The organism is Sinomonas halotolerans (assembly GCF_039615075.1).
Classification (GTDB): Bacteria; Actinomycetota; Actinomycetes; order Actinomycetales; family Micrococcaceae; genus Sinomonas; species Sinomonas halotolerans.
In genome coordinates, this window is record NZ_JBDFRB010000001.1 from 488,195 (window position 1) to 512,983 (window position 24,789).

A 24,789-nucleotide genomic window follows, 5' to 3' on the forward strand; every position below is an offset into this window, starting at 1 on the left:
ACAATGGCCTGAATGCGCGATATCTGGTCAGTGAGTGAGCAGACTGCGGCACGGGCATGCGCATTCTGCTCAGGGCGCGGCTAGCGCAGCACCGAGCTGAGCAGGAGGCTCGTCTCGCTGTTGACTATCCCGTCGATCCCGCGGATGCGCCCGAGGACAGCGTCGAAGCCGGGGAGGCTTTCCGTGCGCAGCTCAGCGACCAGGTCCCAGCGGCCGTTGGTCGTGTGCAGGGCTGCGATCTCGGGCAGGCCGCGGAGGGCCGCGATGACCTTGTCCGCGCTGCGGCCCTCGACCTCGATGAGCGTGACGGCGCGGATGCCGTCCGCGCCCACCCCGTCCCGGACGCGGGCCGTGAAGCCCACGATCGTCCCGGAGGCGGTGAGCTTCTCGATCCTGCTGCTCACGGTCGCGCGCGTCACCCCGAGCCGCCGGGCGAGGTCCGCCACGGGGGCCCGGCCGTCCTCCCGCAGCGCGGACAGGAGCCGCCGGTCGAGGTCGGAGAGGGCGTCCGCGTGGGTCACCGCCTGAGGGTCTCGTCGAGCAGCTCCGGTAGGCACGGCCACAGGATATCGGCCGGCACCGGCCCGATCCGGCCCGGCTGTCTGCTTGCATGCCGGCGAATTGGGGAAAGGAAGGCAGGACCGTCACAGCACTCACGTCAGGAGCCGCCATGCGCATCGCCATCGTCGGAGCATCCGGGAACGTCGGGACAGCCCTGCTGAAGCGGCTCTCGGCGGCAGGAGGCCACGAGCTCGTGGGGGTCAGCCGCCGTGTGCCCGACACGGGAGCGGAGCCCTACCGCCACGCCGCCTGGCACACGGTCGACATCGGCGCCGAGGAGGCGCCCGGGAAGCTGCGCGCCGCGTTCGAGGGGTGCGACGCCGTCGTCGACCTCGCCTGGGTGATCCAGCCGAACCACCGCGAGGCCGAACTCGAGCGGGTCAACGTCGCCGGGAACGGGCAGGTCTTCGACGCGGCCGCCGAGGCGGGGGTCAAGCACGTCGTCTACGCGTCCTCGGTCGGGGCGTACAGCGCGGGGCCGAAGGACCGGCGGGTGGACGAGTCGTGGCCCACCGGCGGCCTGCACACGTCGCACTACAGCCGGCAGAAGGCCGCTGTGGAGCGGATCCTGGACAGGTTCGAGGCGGAGCATCCCGGGATCGCGGTGGCGCGGGTGCGGCCGGCCCTGATCTTCCAGTCCGGCCAGGCGTCGGAGGTGGGCCGGTTCTTCCTCGGCCGGTTCATCCCGCAGCAGGTTGCGCGCCTCCGGGTGCCCATCCTGCCGATGCCGCCGCGGATGGCCTTCCAGGCGGTCCACGCCGAGGACATCGCCGAGGCCTACGCCCTGGTCCTCGAGAAGAAGGCCACCGGGGCCTTCAACATCGCCGCCGAGCCGACTCTCGATTCGACGACTCTCCCGCCCGTCGTGGGGGCGAAGCGCTCGCTTCCCATCCCCTTCGGCGCACTGCGCAGCCTCGTCTGGGCCACATGGGAGCTGCGGCTGCAGCGCACGGACCCGGGCTGGATCGACATGGCGGTGCAGGTGCCCATCATGGACACCGCCCGAGCGCGCAATGAGCTCGGCTGGAAGCCCCGCCGCACCTCGCAGGAGGCCGTCTCGGCCGTCCTCGGGGGAATGCAGGAGGCCTCGGGCGTCTCAGCCTCGAGGCCCCTCCGCCCTGGCGACCAGGCCTCGCAGGACTGAATCCTAGGACGGCCCGGTCTACGGCCCAGGGTGCAGCGCCCTGACGAGCCCTCCGAGCGATGTGAGCGTGAGGTCCGGCCGGGCGAAGTACGGCGGGTAGGCGGCACCCGAACGGTTCACCCATGCGGTCTGGAGTCCTGCGCGGGCCGCGCCGTGGATGTCCCAAGGGTGCACCGCCACGAGAAGCATCTCCTCCGGCCCCACTCCGCACTCCGCCGCGGCGTGCCGATAGGCATCTCGGTGCGGCTTCCACGCGGGAGCGTCCTCGACGGACAGGATCCGCTCGAACTGGTCCTGGATCCCGGCGGCGCCGACCAGCCGCTCGACCACCTGACTGGAGCCGTTGCTCAGGGTGACGAGGCGGTGGCCGGCGGCGCGGAGAGCGTGGATCCCCTCCGCGGCATCGCGGTGCAGGGGCAGGTCTGCTATCGAGGAGGTGAGGCGCGACGCCGTTGCCTCCTCGTCCGCCACGCCCGCCTCGCGCAGGAGGCTGGCGAGGATCTCGGTCGCGAGGTCCGAGAAGCGCGCCGAGTCGCCGGCTGCGGCCAGGGCGAATCCTTCCCGGAGGACCATGGCGAACCAGAGCTTCGCGAGCTCCGCCGGAGCTCCGGCTTCAACGAAGCGCGGGCCGAGCCCAGACATGTCGGAGAGGGTCTCGTTGACGTCGAAGACGATGACATCGGGCATGGGGTGCTTCCTCTTGCTGGGGAGTGGGGCGTCCGCCTTGGCCCATCCCTGCCCGGCAGCCGGCGGCCGAAACCGATTCCCGGCTGGCCGCCTCTTCGCGCTACGCTTGAGGGGCGTCTCCCGCGACTTCGAGCGGGACGCCGCGCCTCCTTAGCTCAGTTGGCCAGAGCATCTGTCTTGTAAACAGAGGGTCGCCGGTTCGAATCCGGCAGGGGGCTCCACGAACCCTTCTCCGACCTGCGGAAACGCAGATCAGAGAGGGTTTTCCGTATGTTGGCCCGACGTCGCTCCCATGAAAACTCCCATAGAAACTGCTGGCCCGAATCAGGTCACGCATTCAGGGGCCGGCACAGTCCCCCAGAGACCCTGTTGTCGAGTCCGCTTCGGATGTCCGCACACATGGGGACCATGTCGAAGCAAACTAACAACGTAGACCTCCAGCGGGAGGACATGGCAGAGCTCCTGCTCACTCGCGCAGAGGCCGCCGCGTACCTAGGGCTGTCCGTCAAGCGGCTCTCAAACATGGCCGCTCTCGGCCAAGGGCCGAAGGTAATCCGGTTCCCGTGTGGGAGCGCGCGCTATGAGTGGACGAGCCTGCAAGCCTGGACTCGGTCCGGCTCAAGCAGGGCCGCCTGATGGGCCGCCCACCTCTCGGTCCCGGTGAGGTCGGGGAAATCTGGACCAGCTCCGCGAAGAACGCCAAGGGCCTCTACCGGGCCCAGGCCACCTATGTCGACACCCAGGGTGTCCAGCGCGTATGCCGCGTGGAACGTCCGCGTAAAGGCGACGCCCGCGCGGCTCTGGCCGCCCGCCTTGAGAAGCTCCTAAAGGGTGTCGACCAGGCTCCTGCCCAGACAACTGTCGAGCGGGCAGTGTGGGACTGGCTGAACTCGCGCCCGAGCCGCGACGTCGACATCCGCCGCGGCATCTCTCCGCAGACCCGCGGCGGGTATGCCGAGGTAATCCACCGCGCCGTCGTGCCCGAGCTCGGCCACATCAGCCTCGAGGAGCTCACCGCGCGCCACATCCAGGACGCACTGACCCGAATGGTGCGCGACGGGACCCGGTACACCGAGGCACGCCATGCACTGACGATTCTCCGGCAGTCCCTCCGCTACGCGGAACTCGGGGGCCTCATCAGAGGAAACCCTGCACGCGCCTGCGATGCACCGGAGAAACGAAGGGTCAAGCCGAGGGCGCTGTCAGACGAGGAGCTGCAGTCCGTCCGCGCCGCGGCACACGCCTGGCAACACGGAGGCGTTGCCTCCGGGATGCCCCGTTCGGAGCATCTTGCGGACGTCCTCGGAGTGATGCTGGGACTCGGCGTGCGGATCGGAGAAGCGCTCGCACTGCGGTGGAGCGACGTGGACCTTGAGCAGGGGCTTGTCCATGTCCGCGGCACCCTCGTCGAGCAGCGGGCCTACAGGGATGACCAGGGCCGCCATGTCGAGGGCCGGTTCTTCCGACAGGAATGGCGCAAATCAGGACGCGAGGCACCCGAGCTCGTCGTCGAAGCCCCCGACTTCGTCATGGAGATACTCGGGCGGCGGCGGCTCCACTCCCCACGGCTCAACCCGATCGACGCCGTCTTCGTCACCCGAAACGGCACCTGGGTCCGCCCCGCCGCCGTTCGCACGCACTTCCGTAAGGCCAAAGAGGCTGCCGGCCTGGAGGTTGAACTCGACTGGGCAGTTCCTCACAAACTGAGGGCGACGGCCCTCACCGAGGTGTCGCGAGCAGTCGGACTGGAAGAGGCGGCCCGGCTCGGTGGCCACAGCAGCCACAGAGTCACAGAGAGGCACTACATCGACCCAGGCGTGCCCGAGCCGGTACGGCAAGGCGCAATCCTCCAGAAGCTGTACGAACGCCCCGCCGCCGAGGTCCGATAAGCAAGGCACGTCGGGACTCCAGCCCCGGGCGCGCTGAGTAGCGCCCCGGGCAGCATCTCGAACGATCTGCTCACCCCTGATTCCTAGTGAGCCCCGCTCACGGGGGTCGCCAATTCGCTGCCGCAAATCAGCGGCGGCCGAGGCCGCCCTGCCCCCCTCCATGGCGGCGCTCAGGCGCGCGAGGCGAAGGTATTGGGAGGAAGAAGCGAGGAGGATGCTTGCGACGACCACCGTCGCGAATGTGGAGATGCTGGGAGCCGAGGGTCACTAAAACGTGGCGCCGGGGGCTGCCCGATTCTGGCAAGTGCCCCTACCCCCGGCGCTGATGTCGGCACGTCTCGGTGCCGATGTTCGGACTCCGCCCCGTCCACTAGGGCGCAATAGCACCCGCGCGCCCAGTCTCGCATCGCGGCGGGTGAGGTTAACGGAGGGTCGGCCCTCCGACTGGCGGGTCAGCGCAATTGGCGCTCCTATCAGCAGCAACGGCTGGAGCCAGAACTGAGGTTCGGGCACCCCGCCTCTCACGCCGGCTTTGATGCACAGCCGCCCAAGGGTAAGGAGTCAGGCCCTCGAGCGAATCAAGGCTCGTACGACGCTCGTCTTTGACACGCCGAGCTCTCGGGCAATCTCACGTTGCGAGAGTCCTTCTTCTCGAAGTTGCACGACTTCGGTGTCCAGGACGTTATCTCGCTTCCTGTGTCGGCGGTCGTTGGGACGGTGCACCCCTGGATAGTCCCAGCATCCGGGGCCCCGGAGGCCTACGACCGCCTCGCTGCGCAGAGTGATAGCGCCTGCCACCTGCAGGGCCTCGATCCGGATCGCTATCAGGGGAATCCCCTCCGAGAGCGCATCGGCGATTCGTACGAGGCGTTCGGAGTATTCCTCGGCAACGACGACAGCGACGTGCTCGTATTGCGGCCGCGAACGATGCTCGGCGTGCCAGTACTCAACTGCCCGCAGGAGGTGGTCCTCATCGAGAGGCCCCAACTGCAACTCCACGGCATACCGGCGCTTCAGAGCCGAATCAGTGAGAAGCAGGTCTAGCCGGCCGCCGTAGTTCTGGCGCCTCTCAATCGCGACCACAGAGAGCTCGCCGAGCCCTAGCACTGATGGGTGCTCGGCGATCTGGGCCTGGAGCCAGCGCTCGGTGAAGCGCGGGTCGTTGCGGAGCGAGAGCCGTGACGCCAGCACAAAATGCACGGTCACTGAGCATACCGCCGTCGTGAGGGACAGGGCGTTGCACGATGGTTAACCTCGCTTGCCCCGTTCGAAGGGGCTTCGGCGGGGAGACTGCACGAGATATCCGGCCGCGCGGCCGAATCTAGCGAAACAGTAGACCTCGGCAGATCTCGGTACACCGTTCCCAGACAGCTCGGGAGGGGCCTGACGCCGGAACACGGGCCAGCCAGGCATCGATGTCGTGCGTGCCGGGTCGGCGCGGAGCCGTCGGCTCCGGAGGGCGAGCGGCCGAGTCCGAGGTGGAGGTCTCGCGGTGTTCGCCCGTATTGACCGCGCCACAGGCACCCAGGCCGTGCTACGCCTTTGGGCGGCACGGGTCAGTAGAAGTCGGCCGCGGTGCGCCGCTTCGGGGCTTCCACAGCGGGCCTGTCGCCCGGGTAGGGCAGTCCCAGTGCCGTGCAGGAGAACGCCGCCCGGAGGTCGGCATTGCGGAAGTGGCCGAGCACCTCGCGGTGGGGTGCGCCGCCGATCGCGGGGGCCTCCTCGAGCGCCTCCATGGCCCCGACCAGGTACCGGATCGCGCGGTGGGCGCGGTCCTTCCCGTGGACCCGCCTGAGGTGGTCGATGGACTCCGGGCTGGCATGGTTGCGTGCCGCCCTGCCGATCCGGGAGGTCACCTCCTGCACGTAGGCGGCCACGACGGCGTCGTCCCCGCCCCTGCGGCGGTGCCCGTCTAGGACCAGGGCCTCGGCGCGCCCGCCGACGGGCAGCACCCTGGCGTCGTCGCCGACGGCGAAAAGGGCCACACCGGTCTCGGCGGCCTCCTCGAGGGCGGCGCTGGTGTATCCGGAGGTTGAGTAGAACAGGTGCGCCCCGAGCTGCGGCCTCGTGCCCCGCAGCTGCCTGATCTGGGGCGCCCCGACCGGGGTGGCCTGCATCTTCACCTGCGCGGCCGCCTCGGGATGCTCGACGTCGACGCCGCGGTCGGAGACCCCGCCGGTGAGGCGTGCCCCGAAGAAGCCCAACGGCCCGGACATGTGCCAGCGGGCGACGTCCTCGGCGGTGCGCCAGTCCCCCAGCAGCCCGGCCCGTCCGCCCAGCCCTGCCGTGCTGGTCCCGGCGGCACCACCCCCGAGGGAGGGCGGCGTCGGGGCTGCCGGGCTGTCCGGGAGCCGGAGGATGGAGGATCCGGCCCCCTGGTCGAACCACTCGACGGCCTGGTGGTCGCCGTAGGCGCACAGCTCCCCGCCGCTGTCGACCCGGAAAGAGCCCTGGGACAGCTGGGGGCCGTGCACGTTCGCAGTGTGGCGGGTCGTGGATGCGGGGATGACCAGCGGGCGCCAGCCACGGGAGGGGATGATCCACGCGTTGAAGGCCCTGGCGGCGAAGTAGGCGTCCTCGGGGATGCTTGTCGCCCGCCAGTCCGATTGCTTCCCCACGGTCACCGCCCCGAACACCTCGACGTGGTCCCCCTCGGGGATCGCCTCGAGGACCTGCCGGGCGGCGTTGTCGTCCACGGGCAGGGCGAGGTCGCTGTTTTCGTACTCGGACCACGCCCACATCGTGCGCGGGTCCTGGGATAGCAGCCGGTTCATGGCATCCGTTCTATGAGTGTTCAATCAGGAATGTACGACCCGCTGATGTTGGCGCTCCGCGCAGGGATCTCTCGGCGCACCTCGCGCAGGTCGACGCGCGGCGGGGCGGTCAGCGCATGGCGGCGTCAATGCGGGCGGCCAGGTCGGGGCGGGCGGCGGCCAGGGTCCGGTCCCTGCGGGCCTTCCATGCCCACTTGTACAGACCGCGCTCTGCGCCCCGGGACGCGGAGGCCGGCGGGCGGCCTTGGCGGGCGGCGAAATCCTCCAGCTCAGCAGTCCTCGTGGTCCAGAACTGCACGGCGCGCTCCCGCGCGGCCGGGTCGTCCCAGTGCCGGCCCAGGGTGTCGGCGAGCAGGGCGTGGTGCTGGGCGTCCAGGGTGCCGTGCCGGGCCTGCTGGCGCTGCCCACGCAGCCACTGCCCGGCGCGGGCCTCGGCGGGGTCGGCCGCGGTAGGGCTGGGCAGGCGGCCGTGCTCCTGTTGGAAACGGCGGGCCTCGGACAGGCGGGCCAGGAACCGGTCCGGTTCGACCGGGGCAGCAGTGCGGGCGGGCAGGCCGCTGATCTGGCGGGCGAGCTCGCGCCGCAGCTGCTGGTCCATCACGCGCCCTCCTGTCGTGCCCATCGTACGTTTGCGCGCCACGCGCGCCGGTTCCCCGCCACAAGCGGAAAGCGGGTCCTCCCGGGCAGTGCATGGAGCCAGTGGCTACCACCCTCACTCCCTGCCCGGGCCCGCTGCCCCGCGCGAGGAGGCGCCTGGCGGCTGCGGCGTGCCGACAGCAACCTAGGCGTCGCTTCGCGAATCTAGCATTCCGCTAGATAGCGCTAGATTTCGATACATCTGACGTCAGCTTGTCCAGACGCCGTCTGGACAGATTGCGTCAGGGCAGCTCGCTAGCCAAACGGCGCGGCGCTGAGCCGCCTCGCCATCGGCCGGCGTCCCGGAGATGGCCTACCGCCCTGGCCGACAGGCCCGCGAGCAGGAGGGAGCCCATTCTGGCATCCAGCAGCGCCGTCATCGACGGCGACTACCGCTACCTGCTCGAGCGCCGCTGGGGCCCGGGGAGCACGATGGCGTTCGTCATGCTCAACCCGTCCACGGCCGACGCCGAGGCGGACGACCGCACGATCAGCCGGTGCATCGGCTTCGCCCGGGCCCACGGCTGCGGCGGGCTCGAGGTCGTCAACCTGTTCGCGCTGCGCTCCACCGACCCGGAACGGCTCCGGGCCCACCCCGACCCGGTCGGACCCCTCAACGACGAGTACCTGCTGCGCGCCGGGGAAGGCGCGCGCGCCGTCGTGGCCGCCTGGGGAGCGCACCCGTTCGCCGCCGGCCGGGCCGCGCGCGTGCACGCCCTCCTGGCCGGGCGGGGCATCGCCCTGTCCTGCCTGGGCACGACCCGGAACGGGCACCCCCGCCACCCGCTCTACGTCGCCGGCGCCGCGCAGCTGGCCCCGTGGGCCCCGCCGGGCGCAGCCAAGCCCCTCGCGTCGGAGCCGGCCGGGGAGGGTAGCCTCAAGGCCATGAGCAACGCCCAGAACGCCCCCGCCGGGCCGCGCTTCCTGACCCTGAAGGACGTCCAGGCCGAACTCCAGGTCTCCCCCTCCCAGGCCCTGGCCCTGGTCCGCCGCGGCGAGCTGCGCGCCATCCAGGTCGGCGGGCGCGGCCAGTGGCGCATCGAGCGCTCCGAGCTGGAGGCCTACATCCAGGACGCCTACCGGCGCACGGCCGAGGCGATCGCCACCGGCCAGCTCGAGCCCGCCGACGGTGAGACGCAACCCGATGCAGGGTGATGCCCGCCCCGGCCTCGGACCACGATGAGACGCGGTGGTACTGCGTGCCCCGAGCTCTGAGGCGCACCAACGCACAGCGCTAGGATCCTCAGGATGGGGACCACCCTTGATATCGACCCGCGGGTCCTGGCCGCCGAGACCCGTGCTGATGCGGCGCCTATCCTCGGGCCCCCCGGTAGCCCTACGCTGAATGCAGAGCATGCCGTCGAGGAGAGGGGGTGGTGGCGATGATCCGCCGAGCAGGCGCGCTGCGTTCTGAGTCCGTTTCGCCCGACGTGTCGGCGCACCGGCTTGACGTCGTCATCGACCTCGGGGCCGGGTCCCTGCTCGGCGACAGGCCCGTCCACGATCCAGAAGGCACGGAGCGGGGCCTGAGGGCCCTGCTGAGCCTCTCGCGCAAGACCCTGGAAGTGGAGCGCGCCAAGCGGCAGGCGGCCACCGCCGCGGAGAACCGGTGACCAGCGCCGGGTGAGGTGAGTCGGTGTGGCATGCCTGTCAGACCGCGCACATACAATGGACCCGGGTTCTCAGGGTGTCGACTTGTGGGCCAGTTTGGCGGTGGGTGCCTGGGACGCACCCACCGCAGCGGGAAGGGCCACACCGATCCGGTGTGGCCCTTCCTTTGCGAGTCAGCGTCGTCTAACCCCCTCGGGGGGCACTGAGGGAGCTGGCTCGGTCACCCACTCGCATACACCTCCGGGACCACGCCGTGGCCGTGGGGTCGAGTGTAGTGAAACGGTAGACCTCAGTAGACCTCAGTAGATTTCGATAGACATCTAGGATGCCCAGCTCGGTGTGGTTGTGGAGGTGGACGAACGCCATGGGCTCTCCTCGGTCGCGCAGCTGCCGGTGGTGGTGTGCTCCTCCTATGCCGTGTCGGAGGCGACGGGAGGGTGCACAGCCCACGTGTGCGGCAGCGGCCCGAAGGCTCGACCGGTGGTGCCGGGCGGTCAGCCCTGGCGGCAGCGGGGGCAGGCTGCCGGGTCGGCCATGGCCGCGGGCATCCCGATCCGGTCGGCCTCGACGAGGACCCGCCGCCACATCTGTGGGTCCTGGAGGGCGAAGTCCTGGTGCATCCCGCCGATGTGCGGGACGGTGACCTCCCCGTCGGTGTCCCAGAGGGCCAGTGCGCCCCCGTTGGAGTAGGCGGCGTTGTACAGGATGCCCCGCACCGTCACCCCTTCGGCGGGCTGGTCCTCGTACACCGCCCTCGCCCACTCCTGGGTGAGGGACCGGGGGTACGGCCCTGTGGCCAGGGACGGGAGCGCGCCGATCCGCATCGCGGCGCCTTCGGAGCGCAGGTCGAGGACCGGCAGGGGCGCTTCTGGCTCGAGCGCGCAGACCCGGTACCGGGGGCATGCCGCCACCTCGCCCGCCTCCCCGAACACCTCGCCCAGGGCGGTGGCGAGGCTCTCGGCGGCGTACAGCACGGTCCTTCCCTCCGGGCACTGCCGGGGCTGGCCGTCGGGGGCCGGCACGTGGTGGTCCATCCGCCCGATCGGGCCGAAGCCGCGGTGCGCCGAGCCGCTGGCAGCCCAGCCGCTGGGGTGCCAGATGCGGCACCACTGCCACTGCTGGCCGGGCTGGCGCCCCCAGCTGGCCACCGTCCCTCCCCGCAGCGGCCGGCCCGGTCGGGCCAGGGGCCTCACCACGCGGCTGATGTGATGCTGCGGGCCGCGCGGACCACCGGCTCCACATGGCCCGCCTCGAGCTGCTGGGACGGGGTGGACCCGCCCAGGTCGGGGTTGGGCCTGACAGCCCACAGGCACAGGGATACCAGCCCGGCAGGGAACTCGGACCGGACCCGGCGGAGCCCGGGCAGGTAGCCCTTCTCGGTCTCGGCGCTGAACTGCCAGGGGGGAAGGCGCCACTCCCGTCCGGCCTTCAGGCCGAGCAGGTCCCCGGCCTCGACCCGCTCCCGGAGGGACTGCACGGAGATGCCGATGAGCTTCGCGGCCTGTGTGACGGTGAGGGCCGACTGGAGGGCCTCCTCGCGCCGGTTGAAGTCGCGGGAGAGCTGGGACAGGGCCGCGCTGCTCTCCGCCTCCTCGGTGGGGGCCTCGCCCCACGTGCCCGGGTCGAGCCGGTCGTCGGCGTGGTGGGCGGCGGCGGCCAGGAATGCCTCGCGGGCGGCCGGGGAGGCGCCGTGCCAGACCCCGAGGAGCGCCTCGACCGGCTCGCCTTCGTATTCGTGCCCGGACGCCGCAGCGGCATCCCAGTCCTGCTCGTCTCCGTGCGATCCCATGCAGGGATTCTACTCCTCAGGAAGGCTGCGCAGGATGGGAAGGTCAGCCGGCCAGGTGCGGCATCAGGAAGAACACGGCCCCGGCCACGGCCAGCAGCACACCGCACACGACGGCCAGGGCCGCGGTGGGGGAGCCGCGGCGGGCCGGGCCCGGCACGGGGGCGGACTCCCGCACGGCACGGCGCACATCGGTCTCGATGTCGAACTCGGGCAGGCTGCCGGCGGCCATGAAGGGCAGGTTCTGGGCGGTCCAGGCCACGAGAGCGTCCAGGTCGTTCTCCGCCCCCCCCGGAGGCCCAGTATGTCTGCGTCGCGCCGGACGGCCTGACGCCGCTGATGCTGCTCGCTCGACCACCGCTTACCGTCGTCGCCCGACATGCCCTCATGATGCCATCTCGCCGGGATCACTGCGCGGTAGCTATGCCGGGGCGACGTGGCGCTGCCAGAAATGCCAGAATCCCCAGATTTGCCAGCCCTTCTGGCTCGGCCAGAAGTGCCAGAAGCCCCCTTTTGCCAGCATTCTGGCAAAGCGAGGAGTGCCCGGGCCGGGATAAAGTGCCCGTCTCATAGTGAGGAGCCCTGCCTCAATGCTTGGGGCGCGGACCCGGGCGGTAGGATCCCGAGAGTGAGGACCACGCTCGATCTGGACCCGAGGGTCCTGGCGGCCGCCCGCGCCCGCGTACGTGCACGCGAGAGCCGCAGCGTGGGCGCGGCCGTGTCGGAGCTGGCCCTGGCCGGCCTAGCAGCTCAGGCTGCCGGGGCGCCGTCCGATGCCGACGGTGGCCTGGTGCTGCTCCCGGCAGCCGAGGGTCACGTAGTTACCGACGAGATGGTGGCCAAGGCCAGGGCGGGAGGCTGACCTGCTGGTGACAGTCGACCACGGGCCCGCAGTGGCTCTTCGGGAGCATCTGGGCCTCCTCGTCACCAGGCCCGCTCGGCGAGGTCGTATCGCGCCGCAGCCAGGACGCTCTGAGGGTCGGTGCGCAGCAGGTCAACTGGCCGTACCGTGCCGCTGAGCATCGCGGTTCTGGAGCCGAGCCAGAGGACCACGTCCTCATGGGCCACCCCCGCCGCACGGGCGACCTCCAGGAGATGCGCGACGACCGCGAGCACCCGCGGTCCATCGAACTGGAATGCCGGGTACCAGCGGGTCTGAGCCCCTCTGTGCCGGTATGCGAGCAACTGACCCGCGCCGCAAAGCTCCTCGGCCTGCCCAGGACGCAGCCCGAACAGGGCCTCGACCTGTGCAGCGTCGAGCCGCCCACACTCGCGCTCGAGCGATCCGAGGGCCTCCTCCTCGTCCCGGAGGGCCCGGGCGATCCTCGGGGAGAGCCCCTCAGCGTCCGTGGTCATGCGACCAGTATGCGCACTCCCCCCAGTCAGGGCTATAGGAGAGGCCCCCGCCATTGTGGCGGGGGCCTCTCCCTGTCTCCGGGGCCTGGTGTCAGGCGACCTCGTCCACGCCCTCGAGCTCGAAATCGATCTCGTCCAGGTCGAGCACCAGCTCCTCGAGCTCGTCGGCCTGCGGCGCCCGCTCGGCGACCCCGCGCTCGGCCAGCAGGCCGGGGAGCGTGGCGGGCTCGGCCCACGCGATGCGCATGCCCTCCACGTCGCCGCCGTCGGCGCCCATGACGGCCAGGCCGCGGCTCTGCCCGTCGTCGAGCTCGGCGAGCCGCTCGGCGGCCAGCTGCACCTGGTCCCCGGGGAAAGCCATCCCCAGGGTCTCCCGGGCGAGCATCGTGCCCGGCTTGGCCAGCTGGATGATCGACGTCAGGTTGGACCTCATCTCGCCGCTGATGTAGGCCGCATCGGGCCTCTGGCAGGCCAGGGCCAGGTGGACGCCCACGAAGCGCGCCTCGCGGGCGATCTTGCCGGCGTACGCCGCGAGCAGTGCCTTCGCCGCGTTCTGCTCCTCGAGCTCGACTCCGACCTCGGTGCCCTTGAGCGCGGCGTCGACCTTGATGGGCAGGACCAGGGACACGAACTCGTCGATCACGTACATGACCGGGCGGATGTTCTCCCGCTTCCGGGTGGCCTCGTCGAGGTCGGCCCAGAAACCCAGACCGGCTTTCTTGAGGATGCCCTTGCGGCGGGTGACCTCGGCGTAGATCGCCTGGATCATCTCGGAGGCCTCGGGCAGGGTCTCGGCCCAGCCGCTCGCCCACGGGCGGATCACCTCGAAGTCGGCGCCGCCCTTGACTGCGTCGGTGAGGTAGACATCGTGACCGCGGGTGAGGGCCTGCATCATCAGGGCCAGCAGGGCGATGGTCTTGCCGGTGCCGGTCGGGCCGACGATCAGCGACATGGGCCCAAGCTTGAGGTTGATGCCGCGCTCGTCACCCTGGGGGTCAATGCCCAGCGGCAGGTTGGACCACAGTCCCGGCTCGACCTCGGCCGGGAGCATGTCGGCCAGGGGTGCCAGGCCCGGGAGGCTGCGGGGGACGCCGTAGCGCATCGTGACGGCACCCGTGACGGGTTCCTCCTCGGAGTGCCAGCCGGGGCCGCCGCCGGGGATGGCGGCGACGAGCTCGGCCCAGGTGGCCTGGCGCTTCTCGGCGGCCGTGCCGACGGCGGGCACGCGCAGCAGGGTGACGGTGTCGATCCGGCCGGCCCCGGTCTCCTCGTCGACCGCGAAGGCGAGGGCGAGCTCGATCTCCCAGGGCCGGTCGGTGCGCAGCAGCTCGGCGAACCTGCCGCGCAGGGCCACGGCCGCGGGCAGCGGGTTGGCGACGACGGCGCGGCGCTCCTCTGGGGCCCACTCGACCAGGGACAGGCCCTGGGCCCGGGCCAGGGCCGCGTAGCGGGCCGCGGCGGTGGGCGAGGTGCCGGCCGGCAGGGTCCACGTCTCGGCGGAGGGCCGCGGGTCAGGGGTGCCCTGGACCAGGCGCAGCTCGGTGCCGCGGACCTCCTGGATCTGCCAGCCGTCGCCCAGGACTCGGGTCGCGGCCCGGTGGGCCTTGGCCAGCTCGGCCGTGGTGCCCGCGAACCCCGCGGGGACCTCGAGCACTGCCTCGGCCGGGGTGGGGTGGTGCTCGATGGACTCGATCATGCCCTCGGAGCCGGCCAGCAGCTCGCGGCGGGCCATCGCGTCCGCGGAGACGGGGACCAGGACCAGGCGCTCGTGCGAGGTGGTCGGGTCGGCCTCGTACTCGGGCCAGGCCAGGGCGAGCCGGCCCTCGAGGTCGGCCAGGCGCAGGGCAGCCCCCGGCGGGGTGGGGGTGACGGTGAGCCGGCCGCCCCGGTTGTCGAGCACCGAGCTCTCGAGCGCGGAGGGCTGCACGCCCAGGACGGCGGCCAGGCGGGCCCCGTAGGTGCCGCGCAGGGCGGCCTGGCGGAGGGTGCGGGACGTCCACGATCCGGCGACCGTGACGGCCAGGGCCAGGATGAGGCCCAGCCCGGCCAGGCCCAGCAGCGGGGATGCGTCAGGGATCGTGGTGCGCAGGGCCAGGGCTGCGGCGCCGGCCCCGCCCAGGATGAGGGTGAGCCGCATGCGGCGGGCCAGCTCGCCCCGGAGCCCGTGGCGGGGCCAGGTCAGGCCGCGGGAGCGGGGCCAGCGCAGGGCGACGGCGAGGCCGGCTGCCAGGGCTGTCGGGAGGGCGATGAGCCAGCCCGCGGCCGCGGCCATGGTCGCGACCAGGATGAGGACGGCGACGCCGAGCCAGCGGCGCCCGGCCTCGGCGGTGTCGGTCTGTGCGGCGTCCCGGGAGACGGAGAGGGCCGCGCGGGTGGCGGCCCTCCCTGCCTTCCAGGTCCCGCGCATCAGGGTGCGGGCGATGCGCATCGGGGTCCTCCTAGTCGTCCAGGCTGATCATGGTGCGGGCCTCGGCCGGCACGGGCACCGGTGCGGGCTGCGCCACGGCCGGTGCCGGGGCGGCGGGTGCATCGGCGCGGCGGGATGCTGCGCGGCGGCGGGCCCGGCCGACGGCGAGGCAGCCCAGCCACAGGGCCCAGCCGGCGGCGGCGACACCCCAGGGGGTCCACCCGCCCGGGAGCATGGCCAGGGCCCAGGCGGCGGGGACGTCCTCGGACGCCGCGGCCGGCTCGGCGGCCGGTGCCGTGGGCGCTGCAGTGGTGGCGGGGGCCGCGGTGGCCTGGCCCTCGGCGGGTGCCGTGGCCTCGGGGGTGGTGGTGGGCGTGGCGGAGGCCGTGGCCTCACCCGGGCCGTCGGCGGGCTTGACGGCGGTGACCTGCACGAAGCCGGCCTCGCCGTCGACCTGCACCGGAACCCAGGACGCTCCGGAGATGTCCACGGGGATGCCTGCCCGCACGGTCTGGCCCTCGGCCAGGGTGGCGACCACGTCGGCGTCCTCGAGGGGCCCCGAGTGGACGTCGTAGACCTTGTCCCCGGCCTTGCCGCCGAAAAATCCGGTCTCTGCCTCAGCACCGGCCGGGTCGTGGGAGACCCACCGGGAGTACAGGGCCTCGGGGTCTGCCGGGACGGTGACGATGCTCGAGGCGGCCTGGGTGTAGCCGGTGCGGCCGTAGTCGTCGGTCACGGACCAGCAGGTGTCCGAGCTCGAGTCCGCCTTGCGCGGGGCCTCGGTGGCCTTGAAATGGCCACCCTGGGGGATCTTGCCGGTCTCGCCGGAGTACGTCCCGCAGGACGGGTAGAGGGTGACGCTCGAGGTGGCCCAGCCGTCGAGCTGGCCGGCCTTGGTGTCGGCGTGGGCGGGCGTGGCCAGGGCGGTGAGCCCGGCCAGGGCGAGGGCGGCCGCTACCGTGCGGGTGGTGGTGCGGGTGTTCATGGTGGTCCTTTCCTCAGTTCTCGGTCTCGGTGTGTGCGGGCGCGGGCTTGATCGCCATGGCCGTCTTGGCCCAGCGGAAAACTTCCGGCGCGATGGCGAGGGCGCCTACGGCGCAGCCCAGGCCGCCGGCGAGCCAGGGCGAGGACATGGCGTGGATACCGGAGACGATCCCGGCGCGGAGCAGGGCGATGCCGATGCCCATGAGGGCGGACACGAGCACTCCGGCGAGCAGGGTGCGGCGGGCGACCCAGGCGGACACGTCGGCCTGAGAGGCGATGACAGCCTCGGCGATGCGGCTGAACGGGCCGAATCGGCCCTGGAGCTTCTCACTGGAGGCCCGGCGGGCCCAGAAGCCGATCGTGAAGACGATCGTGCAGGACAGCACCGTAGCGGCGAAATCCAGCAGGGCGACCTCTCGGAGCCCGTAGGCGGTCAGGCCCAGGGCGCCGAAAGCCAGGATGACGCCGATGAGGCGGTAGACGGGGTTCGTCTGGAAGACCGTGGTCGTGGAGTGGGTCGTGGCGGCAGTCATGCTTGTCCGTTCTCTCGTGCTGACATATTCATGCTAGCTGTATCTCATCAGATGTTCAAGAAGAGGGGCGCCGCAGTGTCTGCGACGCCCCTCGTGTGCCGGGGCCTGCGGAAGGGGGGATTCCATATGGGGGATCAGCCCCGGCTCTATGGTCTATGCGCCCTCCGGCCCGACGGCCGGCTCGTCCCCCTGGCGCAGCCGCTCGGGGATGAGGCCTGGCCTTTTGACCATGTCCCCATGAAGCATGAACCGGGTCATGACCCGAAGAGGTCGCCGACCGTCAGGCCCGGGAGCCGCGGATTTCTTTGGGACCATGAGGTCGCGCACTTCGATGCCCGCCCTGGGCTTCACCCCGGCGTCGCGGTTGGCCTTGGACCCACCGGCCCACCGGGCGAGCGTGGGCATCGGCACCTCCGCGACCGCGGAGGCCTCCGCCAGGGACATGCCCCACGGCTCCGGCTCCGGCTCGACCGGCCGGCGCCGACTCCGCATGTACTCGATCTGCGCCGCGCGGATCTGGCCGGACGACTCGGAGTACTGCGAGTACACGCTCGAGCCGGTCACGCCCATGGCCTTACCGATTGCGTCCCAGGACGGGCGGTCCCCTTGGGGGAGCCCGCGCAGGCTGCGGATCGCGCTGGACAGAACGTCCGCGACCGCCTTCTCGAGGTCCTTGGCGCGCGGCAGTGCCTCCAGGAGCCGCCCCTCGCCGATGAGCGCCTGGGCCTCGGTGGCCAGGTCTACGGCCCTGGCGGCTGCAGCCCCCGGGCCCACCTCCGCCTCGCCCTCTTCTGAGTTATTCATAATAGGAGCATAGCAGGGTGAGATGGGCATGGACAGCGTCCTGCAGGGCATGGTTTACTTTTTACTAGCATAAGTAACTCACGGAAAGGAAGCTGAGGACCATGAGCTACACCGCAAGCCTCGTCGCCGCACTCGGCGTCACCACAGTCCTCGTCGGGGGCGTCGCCGTCAGCGTGCCGGCCCTCGAGGAGGAGGCCCGCGTCCAGGTCATGCAGCAGGACCTGGCCAACGCCCAGCAGGACCTCCTGCTCAACCGGTTCACCGCCGCGCCCCTGACCGCGGCCCGCGCCCAGGCGGAGCTGGCCGACCTCGAGCTCAGTCCGGGCACCATGCTCACGACTGTGGACTCCCCGGCCGGCGTCCTCCTCCACGCCCACCACCCGGACGTGGCCCGGACAGTGGAGGCCATCGTCTACTGACCCTCGCGAGCACAAAGAAGGCCCCCGGCATGCGTGCCGGGGGCCTTCTCCTTGCCCGGGTTCAGGCGGTCCGCTGCGTGGCGTCTAGGACGGCGTAGCGCACCTGGACCCCCTCCAGGCCCTGCCCGTCGCCGACGATCCGGCGCAGGTCGCGCGGGTCCACGGCCACCGTTCCCCGCTCCGGGGTGCAGCCGGCGCGGACGGCGACGATCGGGTTCGCGTCGCGGACCGTGATCCACATGACGGGGGCGCAGCTGCCGCCCTGGTCCGGGTACACGGTGACCCGCTCGACGGTGGAGACCCGCTCCGGGTCCACCCCCTCGGCGATCCGGGCCAGCACGAACTCGCTGGCACGGCGGCCGCCAGCCAGCGCGACGAGGGCCCCACGGGGGTCGATCACGAGCTCGCGCTCGGCATAGGGCACGGGCCGGGACGGGACCCAATCCCGGGCCAGGGTGTCCGGGGCGGACCCGGACGAGAACGGGACGCCGGGCATCGGGGCCCGGCCTGGGTTGGGGAGGGTGCGCAGGCGCGGCTCCGGTGCCGGCGGGGAGGCCTGCGGGGTCTGGATGCGCGCTGCGGGGGCCGGGCTCGTGGACGAGCCGGCGGCCCCGACAGCCAGGGCGGCTGCCAGCGCCATGGAGCCGGCGACAGCGGCGAGGGCCCGGCCGGTCATGCCGCCACCGGCCCGGTGCGCGTCGCGAGGAGGATGCGCTGGACCTTGGGGCGGCTGATGCCCAGCGCCGAGGCGACCTTGGCCTGGGAGAGCCCGGAGTCTGTGAGCTCGAGGACCCGCTCGCGCAGCGCGTCCCCGTCCAGGGCCGGGCCGGCGGGCTCGGCATCGCCAGGTGCCGGGGCGGGTGCCAGACGGGCGGGCGCTGTCCTGGCCGGCGTCGCAGCCTGGGCGGGGGCGGCCTGAGGGAGTGCTGGCGCGGTGCGCTCGGCCGGCCTGCGCGGGGCGGGGGCGGCCTTGCCCTCGACCAGGATGCGCTCGAGGATCCCCGAGGAGGTCACCGCGGCGATCGGCATGAGGGCCGCGATGCCGGCGGCGATCCACGCGGCCGCGGTCATCTCTCCGTTGACGAGCACCACGTGCATGACGTTGCCGGTGGCGGAGACGCCGGTCCAGGCTACGGTGCCCACCCGCAGCCAGCGCACGGACCAGCCGCGGCGGCGGTAGACCATGGCGCCGGCGGTCGTCATGAGCAGACTGATGTCCAGGGCGATCGGCACGGCCGCCCGGACCGGGGCGGGCAGGCCCATGGCCTCGGCCAGTGCCAGGAGCCCGGCATAGGAGACGGCCAGGGAGCACGCGAGCACGGTGACGGCGAGGGCCACGAAGGTCATCTCGAAGCGTCGGAAAGTCATCATGAGATAAGCATAGCAACAATATCTCACGGAGGAGGTGAAGAGAGCCAATGAGAAGACAGAACAAGCCAGGGAGGAAGACCAACCAAGGGAGGGGGTCTATAAGGAGAGCGTTCCGGACGGCACAGTGCCCTGCAGATCGAACCACTGCCTGCTGCTGTGGCCCTGCCCCTGGCCTCGGCCCCACCCGGATCCTGCCCGGCTGCTTGGTCCTGGCCTGTCCCTGCGATGTGCCCTGTCCCCTGGAGGTGCGGCCCTGCCCTGGGGTGTGGATGGTGCGTGGGTCTGCCTCTGGGGATGCCCGTCCCTGGGTTCCGCCACCGCCCCGGCCTCCGACCCGCTCCCCTGCATGCGCTGCGCCTCGGAGAACCCCCGGCCCTGCTCCGCCCGGCTGCCCTGCCCCTGTCAGGCCCTCGGCATTCGCCTGCCCTCCCCGGCGGGGCCCGCCCCTGCAAGCGCCCAAGATGAGGCCCTTAGGACTATTGACTTCGTCATAGTCCTAATGGCCTATCATCCACTACATGACAATCTCACCTGGGGCCACGGGCCCGGCCCTCCCGGAGCGGCTCGCCCTGCTCGCGTCCCGGTCCACGGCCAGCCCCCCTGACCGCCTCGCCCTGGCCTCCTACACCCTGGCCTACTCCCATGGCGCCGGCTCCACCGCGACCGGCTTCCTCCGGTCCCTGGCCCACCGGTCCCGCCCTGACCTGCTCCCGGTCGTCTCCGATGCCTCGGCCCTGTCCCGGCTCCGCTCGGCCGGTCGCTCCCGGGCTCTGGACTCTGTCACTCCTGCGCGCGCGGACGCGGCGCGGCGGCGGCTCGCCGTCTCGCTCTCCCGGCTCGCTGTCGCCCGGGTCCTGGGTCCGCTGCCGGATGGCTGCCCGGTCTCGGCTCGGGCTGCGGTGGAGCGGCGCCGGGTGATGGCGGTGGTCGGATCGGATCTGGCCGCCCGGGCCGGGGAGCGTGGGTGGGACTCGATGGCGGTGAGCGCGCCGCGCATGGTGGCCCGGCTGCTGATGCCGCCGGCGACGGTGCAGCGGGTGATGGCGGATCTGTCCCGGCCGGATCGGCTCGGCTGGCTGCGGGTGCACCGGCGGGTGGCCGGGGGCGTGCACGTGTACAAGGCCCAGCGGCTCAGCACCCGATCCGAGCGCGAGGCGGCGGAGGGCCTGTTCGATCTGATCGGGGAGCTCGCCGAGCATGCGCTCGATCCGGCCCGGCCGATCGGATCGGCGGCTGCGCTGATCGCCCGGGCTGATCACCCGGCCTGGATCGCCGGGGCGGGGATCGGATCGCGGCACTGGCTGGCGCTGCTGGCCCGATCCGCCGGGGTCGATCCGGCCCTGGTCGGGCTGGCCGGGCGAGGCCTGTCCCCCCTGGACCGGGAGCTGGCCGCGGCTGGCCTGTCCGGGGCGGAGGCGTGGGGCGGGGCGGAGCTGATCGCGGCCCTGGACCGGATCGCGGCCGGCACGGATGTGGCGGACCGGCTCGAGGCGGCCGAACGGGAGCGGGCCCGGGCGGCGGCTGATCGGCTCGCCCTGGTGGAGGCGGCCCGGGCGGAGCGGGCCGGGAAGAAGAGGACCAGGCCGGCACCGGATCGGGCGCCTGCGCGCCCGGCCGATCCGGCGGGCGTGTCGGCGCCGGTCCCGCGCACCCTGGGCATCACTGTGCCGGACCGGCTCCGGTCCGCTGACCGGGCCACCCTGGAGCGGGTCGCTGCGGCCGCGGCCGACAAGGCGGCAGCCCAGGCGGGCGGCCAGTGGACCTACCAGGGCGAGGCACCGACGGTAGGGCCGGACGGGCGGATGGTCCTGGTGGAGGTCGTCTAGGGTCGGCATCTGGACTGAGGGGCGTCACGTACACCGTGGCGCCCCTCTTCTGTGCCCGGGGAGTGGACAACAGACCCCTCATATGGTTGAGTTATTCATAGCAACATAATCTCAACAGGGAGGGGAAGCCCGCGATGAGGAGCATCGAGGCAGTCAGGGCACGGAGCTCATGCCAGGCCAGGGCCTACGTCGACCTCAGGCACCGGCCGGAGCCCATGCACGCCCCCGCGATCTGGTCCCGGACGGACATCGAGCTCGAGGTGTGGGAGGTCTGGAGCCTGGCCGCCGTCGCCGAGGAGCTCGCCGCGGAGGGCCTGCCCCTGATCCGCGTCGGGGACCTGTGCGAGATCGTCGACAGGCCCGGCCTGGCCGAGGGCATCACCGTCCCCCGGCTCGTCACCGTCCTGGGAGCCGCCGGCTACCGGGTCCTGGGCCCCGTCCAGGCGCTCGCCCAGGCCAGCGCCGAGGACTGCCATGCGGGCGCGCACGCGGCCTAGCGTGACGGCCCCCGGCCCGGGCCGCACACATGAGAAACACACCGAGAGAAGGAGCACTATGAAGTCCCGCACCCGCACCCGCATCGCCGCCCTCGCCCTGGCCCTGGCCGGGTTCACCGGCGCGGCCATCCCCGCCGCGGTCGCCGGCACCGCGCCCACTGCCCACGCCCAGGCGCCCGACGACCGGGAGGCCGCCCTCCGCGAGGCCGCGGCCGACGCCGTCCGGGCGGCTGCCATCCGTCGGGCCGCCGAGGCGGCGGGGACGGAGTTCGCCCTCCGCCAGGCCGCCGCACAGGCAGCCGCAGACTTCACCGCCAGCACCAGCCGCTGATCCAGCCAGCCGATCCACCACCACCGAGGAGACAGACCATGACCATCACCCCCCACGCAGCCCCCGCCCTGACCGATCTCGACGCCTTCCTGGACGACGTCCGCCGCCGGTTCGAGCAGACGTACTCGTTCAGCCGCCTGCGGAGCGACGGGGAGGGGGGCTTCGAAGAGGACACGTACAAGATCGGGGCCCACGGCGAGCTCACCCCCGCGGGGCGCCGCGCCCTCGGGAGGGCCATCATTTCCGTGGCCCCCCGCTACGGCATCCGCCTGGACCGCTGACCGCGATCTGGGAGAGAGGAGACCGATGGACACGATCGAGCAGGCCCCGGCCAGCACCCCTGCCCGGCAGGCCGTCACGATGTACGGCCGGCCCGGCTGCGGGCCCTGCCGCGCCACCGAGCGCGGCCTGGAGTCCGCCGGCGTCGTGTATGCCTACGCCGACGGGGCCGCCCACCGCGACGAGCTGGCCGCCCTGGGGCACACCCAGTCCCCCGTCGTCGTCGTGCGCGACGGCCGCGGGGCCGTGACCGACCACTGGCACGGCTTCCGCCCCGACCTGATCGCGGCCCTGGCCGCCTGACCCCGCCCGAGCACCCGAGCACCCGAGCACCCGAGGAGCCTGACCCCGTGAACCCCGCACCCGCCCTGGTCGCCCGCTGCGCGGCCCTGTCCCTGGCCAGCCTGCTGGCCCTGTCCGTAGCCGGCTGCGACGCGCCCCGCGACACCCCAGCCCAGGCAGCCGCCCCGGCTGCAGCCGACGGGCAGCCGGCCGACGACCAGGCGGGCACCTCGCAGGGCGAGACGGCCCAGCCCGATCCCACTCCCGAGCCGGCATCCACCAAGAGCATCGCAGAGCTCGAGGCCGAGGGCGCCGCCCGCGCCGAGCGGATGGCCGGTCAGGCCCGCACCATCCCGTGCACCCCCGGTCCCCGGGCCCAGGCCGCCGTCGCCAAGCGCGGGGCCTTCCTGGACAACCCGGCAAGGCCCCTGGGCGGGGTGGTCCCCGCGCCCGTGGTCGTCGTAGGAGAGGACCAGGTAGTGGACGCCGGGAGCCCCGCGGTCGATGTCGGCGCACTCGAGCTCGACACCGTCCAGGTCTGCATCCACGTCCCGGAGGGGAGCTACGCCCCCACCGCATCCTGGTCCGAGGTCACTGCGGACGGCGATCTGGTCGAGCGCACCGAGGACGTCACCCGCACCGTCGCCGGCTGGGGCCGCGTCGAGGCGACGGCCGGGCGCCACCACCCCGAGTACTACCGCAAGGGCGGCCCCATGGAGGGGCAGCCCCCGTCGGCCAGCGGGGTCGATGTCATTGTCTGGCTCCTCAACAGTGACCGCGTCAATGCCGACGTCTCCGTGGGCATGCGGGACTGACTGCCGGGTGCAGAGAAGGGCCCCCGCCAAGGATCTGGCGGGGGCCCTCTGTGTGTGTTCGCGGCGCAGGGTGCAGGTGCGCCCGGTCACACCGCGTAGGTGTCATCGATGAAGGCCTCGGCGGCGCCGACGACCTCGCGGTTCTGCTGCTGGATGCACAGAACGGGGAGGTCGTCGCCCAGGCGCGGGTTGGCGCCCATGAGCCAGGCGAGGGCGACGTTCCTCCCCTCGGCCATCTCGAGGGTCTTCCAGACCCGATAGCCGAGCCTGAGGCGTGCCTCTGTGACTGGACCGGGGTCCGGTCCGTCGGGCTTTGCCCAGCCGCGAGGGAGGGTGCGGTCCTCCACGCCGGCCATGGTCTGGACCACCGTGGCACCCACGCTCCGGGTGAGCTCACGGACGAGGTCGCGGATGTCCATCCGTGAGGCATTCTGGCGGATCTGGTCTCGAGTGGCATCCTCCATGCCCCGACCCTCGCAGGCTCGAGCTGCCATGACAACGCGGGCTGCTCGGAGAGGGTACCCGGTCTGCCGTTATGCCACCGATCGGTGGCATAACGGCAGCCACTGAGGGGAGCGGGACGGCCCCTACCGCGATCCGGGCCGACCGAATCGCCTAGGGCCCGCCGCACCAAGGACATCGCCACGCCTGCGGAGGCGTACAACGAATCCGCTGGAATCAGCGGATTCGTTGTTTGACCGCCCAGCTTGGGATCCGGTAAGCGCCTACTGCTTGGCTACCGGGACGCGTGGCTCTGCCCGGGGCCCTCCCCTTCGCTGCCCTGGGATTCCTGAACGACGCCCCGCAGGTCCCGCGGCGCCGCGTCCTGGGGCTAGTCGCTCGAGGCCAGGCAGCCGGCGGTGACCCACCGCCAGGACGGGCCCAGGGCGGCCAGGAGGCGGTCGGAGAGCTTCTGGGGGCTGACCTCCCGGCCCGTGCTGGAGGGTGCGACCAGGCCGCGCTCCGGTCGGCCCTGCCCCTCCCAGTGCTCGGCCAGGACCTGGACGACGGCGGCGGGCAGGCGCAGGACCCCAGTGGGTGTGATCCAGGCGGCCCGGTCCAGGTCGATGTCCTCCCAGCAGGCGCCCAGGGCCATGGCCGCCCCCGACACACCCGGGGTCACGTACAGGGCCAGGTGCACGTCTAGGTTGCGCACGCGGGGCCGGCCCACGGTGGGCTCGTCCTGCCAGGCCCGGACGGCGGCCAGCGCCTGGGCGAGCTCGAGCCTGGACATGGCCCGCCTGGCCGGCGGCTCGGGCCGGGGTAGGGGGTCGCGGCCGACGGGGACGCGGCGGATCGCCCCGGCGTCCTGGGCCAGCCCCAGGACGGCCCGCAGCGCGATGCGCAAGGCCTTGGCTGTGGCGGGGGCCTGGACGCCCAGTACCCCCAGGTGCTCCTCGACGTCCTGGAGGGTCAGCTGGCCGACGGAGGCCAGGGCCATGGGCCCCAGGTGGTGTGTGAGAACGCGCCGGTGCTCGCGGAACTTGGACGGGCTGGCCTCGTGCTCGAGCGCGGCCAGGTACCCGGTGGCCAGCTCGCCCAGGGGCGTGGCATGGGTGATGTCGGGGGAGTGGCCGGCGGCGCGCATGCCCAGCCTGACCCGGAGCATGCGCTCGGCGTCCTGGGCGGTTCCCGCCGTGGCTGTCATGCGGCGCAGGTGCTCGCCGTCGCGGATGTAGGCGACGGCCTTGGCCCCGGCGGCGGTCTCCCGGACCGTGAGCTCGCCGGCCTGGCCGTCCGGTATTCGTGGCCGTGGCATAGGGGTCCTCCCAGAGGTCGGGGTGCGGGAATCGCATC

The 24,789-nt window shown here is 72.2% G+C and carries 29 protein-coding genes, 1 tRNA gene and 1 pseudogene; 14 read left to right on the forward strand and 17 right to left on the reverse strand.

Annotated elements, in window-relative coordinates:
* Nucleotides 1-80: 80 nt before the first annotated feature.
* Nucleotides 81-521 carry an Lrp/AsnC family transcriptional regulator gene (locus tag ABCQ75_RS02155; RefSeq protein WP_345882837.1) on the reverse strand — a complete coding sequence of 147 codons (441 nt, stop codon included), beginning with the start codon at nt 519-521 and terminating at the stop codon, nt 81-83.
* A 149-nt stretch (nt 522-670) separates the two neighbouring features.
* Here ABCQ75_RS02155 and ABCQ75_RS02160 point away from each other — a divergent pair, with 149 nt between their 5' ends.
* The gene (locus tag ABCQ75_RS02160) at nt 671-1,705 is read left to right on the forward strand and encodes an NAD-dependent epimerase/dehydratase family protein (protein ID WP_345882838.1); all 1,035 of its coding nucleotides are present in this window, start codon (nt 671-673) and stop codon (nt 1,703-1,705) included.
* Nucleotides 1,706-1,723: 18 nt separating this feature from the next.
* Here the strand turns inward: ABCQ75_RS02160 and ABCQ75_RS02165 are convergent, their stop codons facing one another.
* Nucleotides 1,724-2,392 (reverse strand): haloacid dehalogenase type II, encoded by a 669-nt coding sequence (locus ABCQ75_RS02165; RefSeq protein ID WP_345882839.1) that lies wholly within the window; start codon nt 2,390-2,392, stop codon nt 1,724-1,726.
* A gap of 144 nt (nt 2,393-2,536) precedes the next feature.
* Here ABCQ75_RS02165 and ABCQ75_RS02170 point away from each other — a divergent pair.
* Together ABCQ75_RS02170 and ABCQ75_RS02175 are read left to right on the forward strand one after the other, a co-directional pair.
* Nucleotides 2,537-2,613, forward strand: a tRNA-Thr gene (locus ABCQ75_RS02170).
* Nucleotides 2,614-2,976: 363 nt separating this feature from the next.
* Nucleotides 2,977-4,281: a tyrosine-type recombinase/integrase gene (locus ABCQ75_RS02175; RefSeq protein ID WP_345882840.1), complete on the forward strand. Its 1,305-nt coding sequence runs from the start codon at nt 2,977-2,979 to the stop codon at nt 4,279-4,281.
* Between the two features lie 561 nt (nt 4,282-4,842).
* On the opposite strand, the gene ABCQ75_RS02180 is transcribed toward ABCQ75_RS02175, so the two are convergent.
* From ABCQ75_RS02180 to ABCQ75_RS02190, 3 genes are all read right to left on the reverse strand, one after another.
* On the reverse strand, nt 4,843-5,481 hold the full coding sequence (locus ABCQ75_RS02180; protein ID WP_345882841.1) for a hypothetical protein: 639 nt from the start codon (nt 5,479-5,481) through the stop codon (nt 4,843-4,845).
* A gap of 356 nt (nt 5,482-5,837) precedes the next feature.
* Nucleotides 5,838-7,055: a restriction endonuclease gene (locus ABCQ75_RS02185; protein WP_345882842.1), complete on the reverse strand. Its 1,218-nt coding sequence runs from the start codon at nt 7,053-7,055 to the stop codon at nt 5,838-5,840.
* 109 nt (nt 7,056-7,164) lie between these two features.
* Nucleotides 7,165-7,653: a helicase associated domain-containing protein gene (locus ABCQ75_RS02190; protein ID WP_345882843.1), complete on the reverse strand. Its 489-nt coding sequence runs from the start codon at nt 7,651-7,653 to the stop codon at nt 7,165-7,167.
* Between the two features lie 275 nt (nt 7,654-7,928).
* Between ABCQ75_RS02190 and ABCQ75_RS02195 the strand changes: the two are divergent.
* The 3 genes and pseudogenes from ABCQ75_RS02195 to ABCQ75_RS02205 form a co-directional block, all read left to right on the forward strand.
* Nucleotides 7,929-8,468, forward strand: a pseudogene (locus ABCQ75_RS02195) (DUF1643 domain-containing protein); the annotation flags it as partial.
* Between the two features lie 108 nt (nt 8,469-8,576).
* Nucleotides 8,577-8,846, forward strand: a complete 270-nt coding sequence (locus ABCQ75_RS02200) for a helix-turn-helix domain-containing protein (RefSeq protein ID WP_345882940.1) — start codon at nt 8,577-8,579, stop codon at nt 8,844-8,846.
* Between the two features lie 218 nt (nt 8,847-9,064).
* Nucleotides 9,065-9,304 carry a hypothetical protein gene (locus ABCQ75_RS02205; protein ID WP_345882844.1) on the forward strand — a complete coding sequence of 80 codons (240 nt, stop codon included), beginning with the start codon at nt 9,065-9,067 and terminating at the stop codon, nt 9,302-9,304.
* Between the two features lie 492 nt (nt 9,305-9,796).
* On the opposite strand, the gene ABCQ75_RS02210 is transcribed toward ABCQ75_RS02205, so the two are convergent.
* From ABCQ75_RS02210 to ABCQ75_RS02220, 3 genes are read right to left on the reverse strand one after another with little or no spacing between them, the layout of a single operon-like run.
* Nucleotides 9,797-10,450 carry an RES family NAD+ phosphorylase gene (locus ABCQ75_RS02210; protein WP_345882845.1) on the reverse strand — a complete coding sequence of 218 codons (654 nt, stop codon included), beginning with the start codon at nt 10,448-10,450 and terminating at the stop codon, nt 9,797-9,799.
* Nucleotides 10,451-10,491: 41 nt separating this feature from the next.
* Complete coding sequence (locus tag ABCQ75_RS02215; protein ID WP_345882846.1) at nt 10,492-11,091, reverse strand: helix-turn-helix domain-containing protein; 600 nt, start codon at nt 11,089-11,091, stop codon at nt 10,492-10,494.
* A 43-nt stretch (nt 11,092-11,134) separates the two neighbouring features.
* Nucleotides 11,135-11,350: a hypothetical protein gene (locus tag ABCQ75_RS02220; RefSeq protein ID WP_345882847.1), complete on the reverse strand. Its 216-nt coding sequence runs from the start codon at nt 11,348-11,350 to the stop codon at nt 11,135-11,137.
* Between the two features lie 366 nt (nt 11,351-11,716).
* Between ABCQ75_RS02220 and ABCQ75_RS02225 the strand changes: the two genes are divergently transcribed.
* Nucleotides 11,717-11,950 carry a hypothetical protein gene (locus ABCQ75_RS02225; protein WP_345882848.1) on the forward strand — a complete coding sequence of 78 codons (234 nt, stop codon included), beginning with the start codon at nt 11,717-11,719 and terminating at the stop codon, nt 11,948-11,950.
* A 62-nt stretch (nt 11,951-12,012) separates the two neighbouring features.
* On the opposite strand, the gene ABCQ75_RS02230 is transcribed toward ABCQ75_RS02225, so the two are convergent.
* The 5 genes from ABCQ75_RS02230 to ABCQ75_RS02250 form a co-directional block, all read right to left on the reverse strand.
* Entirely contained in the window at nt 12,013-12,444 is a 432-nt protein-coding gene (locus ABCQ75_RS02230; RefSeq protein ID WP_345882849.1) for a hypothetical protein, read from the reverse strand.
* 91 nt (nt 12,445-12,535) lie between these two features.
* Nucleotides 12,536-14,872, reverse strand: a complete 2,337-nt coding sequence (locus tag ABCQ75_RS02235) for an FtsK/SpoIIIE domain-containing protein (RefSeq protein WP_345882850.1) — start codon at nt 14,870-14,872, stop codon at nt 12,536-12,538.
* 10 nt (nt 14,873-14,882) lie between these two features.
* Nucleotides 14,883-15,836 (reverse strand): hypothetical protein, encoded by a 954-nt coding sequence (locus ABCQ75_RS02240; RefSeq protein ID WP_345882851.1) that lies wholly within the window; start codon nt 15,834-15,836, stop codon nt 14,883-14,885.
* A 13-nt stretch (nt 15,837-15,849) separates the two neighbouring features.
* Entirely contained in the window at nt 15,850-16,368 is a 519-nt protein-coding gene (locus ABCQ75_RS02245) for a hypothetical protein (protein ID WP_345882852.1), read from the reverse strand.
* Between the two features lie 153 nt (nt 16,369-16,521).
* The gene (locus ABCQ75_RS02250; RefSeq protein WP_345882853.1) at nt 16,522-17,172 is read right to left on the reverse strand and encodes a hypothetical protein; all 651 of its coding nucleotides are present in this window, start codon (nt 17,170-17,172) and stop codon (nt 16,522-16,524) included.
* A 101-nt stretch (nt 17,173-17,273) separates the two neighbouring features.
* Here ABCQ75_RS02250 and ABCQ75_RS02255 point away from each other — a divergent pair, with 101 nt between their 5' ends.
* Nucleotides 17,274-17,591, forward strand: a complete 318-nt coding sequence (locus ABCQ75_RS02255) for a hypothetical protein (RefSeq protein WP_345882854.1) — start codon at nt 17,274-17,276, stop codon at nt 17,589-17,591.
* Between the two features lie 61 nt (nt 17,592-17,652).
* On the opposite strand, the gene ABCQ75_RS02260 is transcribed toward ABCQ75_RS02255, so the two are convergent.
* Together ABCQ75_RS02260 and ABCQ75_RS02265 are read right to left on the reverse strand one after the other, a co-directional pair.
* Entirely contained in the window at nt 17,653-18,267 is a 615-nt protein-coding gene (locus ABCQ75_RS02260) for a hypothetical protein (RefSeq protein ID WP_345882855.1), read from the reverse strand.
* Nucleotides 18,264-18,962, reverse strand: a complete 699-nt coding sequence (locus tag ABCQ75_RS02265; RefSeq protein ID WP_345882856.1) for a helix-turn-helix domain-containing protein — start codon at nt 18,960-18,962, stop codon at nt 18,264-18,266. Before ABCQ75_RS02265 ends, ABCQ75_RS02260 begins: the two co-directional genes overlap by 4 nt.
* Nucleotides 18,963-19,480: 518 nt before the next feature.
* Between ABCQ75_RS02265 and ABCQ75_RS02270 the strand changes: the two genes are divergently transcribed.
* The 6 genes from ABCQ75_RS02270 (at nt 19,481) to ABCQ75_RS02295 (ending at nt 22,992) form a co-directional block, all read left to right on the forward strand.
* Nucleotides 19,481-20,788, forward strand: a complete 1,308-nt coding sequence (locus ABCQ75_RS02270) for a hypothetical protein (protein WP_345882857.1) — start codon at nt 19,481-19,483, stop codon at nt 20,786-20,788.
* Nucleotides 20,789-20,922: 134 nt separating this feature from the next.
* On the forward strand, nt 20,923-21,285 hold the full coding sequence (locus ABCQ75_RS02275) for a hypothetical protein (protein ID WP_345882858.1): 363 nt from the start codon (nt 20,923-20,925) through the stop codon (nt 21,283-21,285).
* Between the two features lie 58 nt (nt 21,286-21,343).
* On the forward strand, nt 21,344-21,616 hold the full coding sequence (locus ABCQ75_RS02280) for a hypothetical protein (RefSeq protein ID WP_345882859.1): 273 nt from the start codon (nt 21,344-21,346) through the stop codon (nt 21,614-21,616).
* 38 nt (nt 21,617-21,654) lie between these two features.
* The gene (locus tag ABCQ75_RS02285; protein ID WP_345882860.1) at nt 21,655-21,897 is read left to right on the forward strand and encodes a hypothetical protein; all 243 of its coding nucleotides are present in this window, start codon (nt 21,655-21,657) and stop codon (nt 21,895-21,897) included.
* Between the two features lie 25 nt (nt 21,898-21,922).
* Nucleotides 21,923-22,198, forward strand: a complete 276-nt coding sequence (locus ABCQ75_RS02290) for a glutaredoxin family protein (protein ID WP_345882861.1) — start codon at nt 21,923-21,925, stop codon at nt 22,196-22,198.
* A 47-nt stretch (nt 22,199-22,245) separates the two neighbouring features.
* Nucleotides 22,246-22,992, forward strand: a complete 747-nt coding sequence (locus tag ABCQ75_RS02295; RefSeq protein ID WP_345882862.1) for a hypothetical protein — start codon at nt 22,246-22,248, stop codon at nt 22,990-22,992.
* An 86-nt stretch (nt 22,993-23,078) separates the two neighbouring features.
* On the opposite strand, the gene ABCQ75_RS02300 is transcribed toward ABCQ75_RS02295, so the two are convergent.
* Both ABCQ75_RS02300 and ABCQ75_RS02305 read right to left on the reverse strand, forming a co-directional pair.
* Nucleotides 23,079-23,456 carry a hypothetical protein gene (locus ABCQ75_RS02300; RefSeq protein WP_345882863.1) on the reverse strand — a complete coding sequence of 126 codons (378 nt, stop codon included), beginning with the start codon at nt 23,454-23,456 and terminating at the stop codon, nt 23,079-23,081.
* Between the two features lie 368 nt (nt 23,457-23,824).
* Entirely contained in the window at nt 23,825-24,751 is a 927-nt protein-coding gene (locus tag ABCQ75_RS02305; protein WP_345882864.1) for a hypothetical protein, read from the reverse strand.
* Between the last annotated feature and the right edge of the window lie 38 nt (nt 24,752-24,789).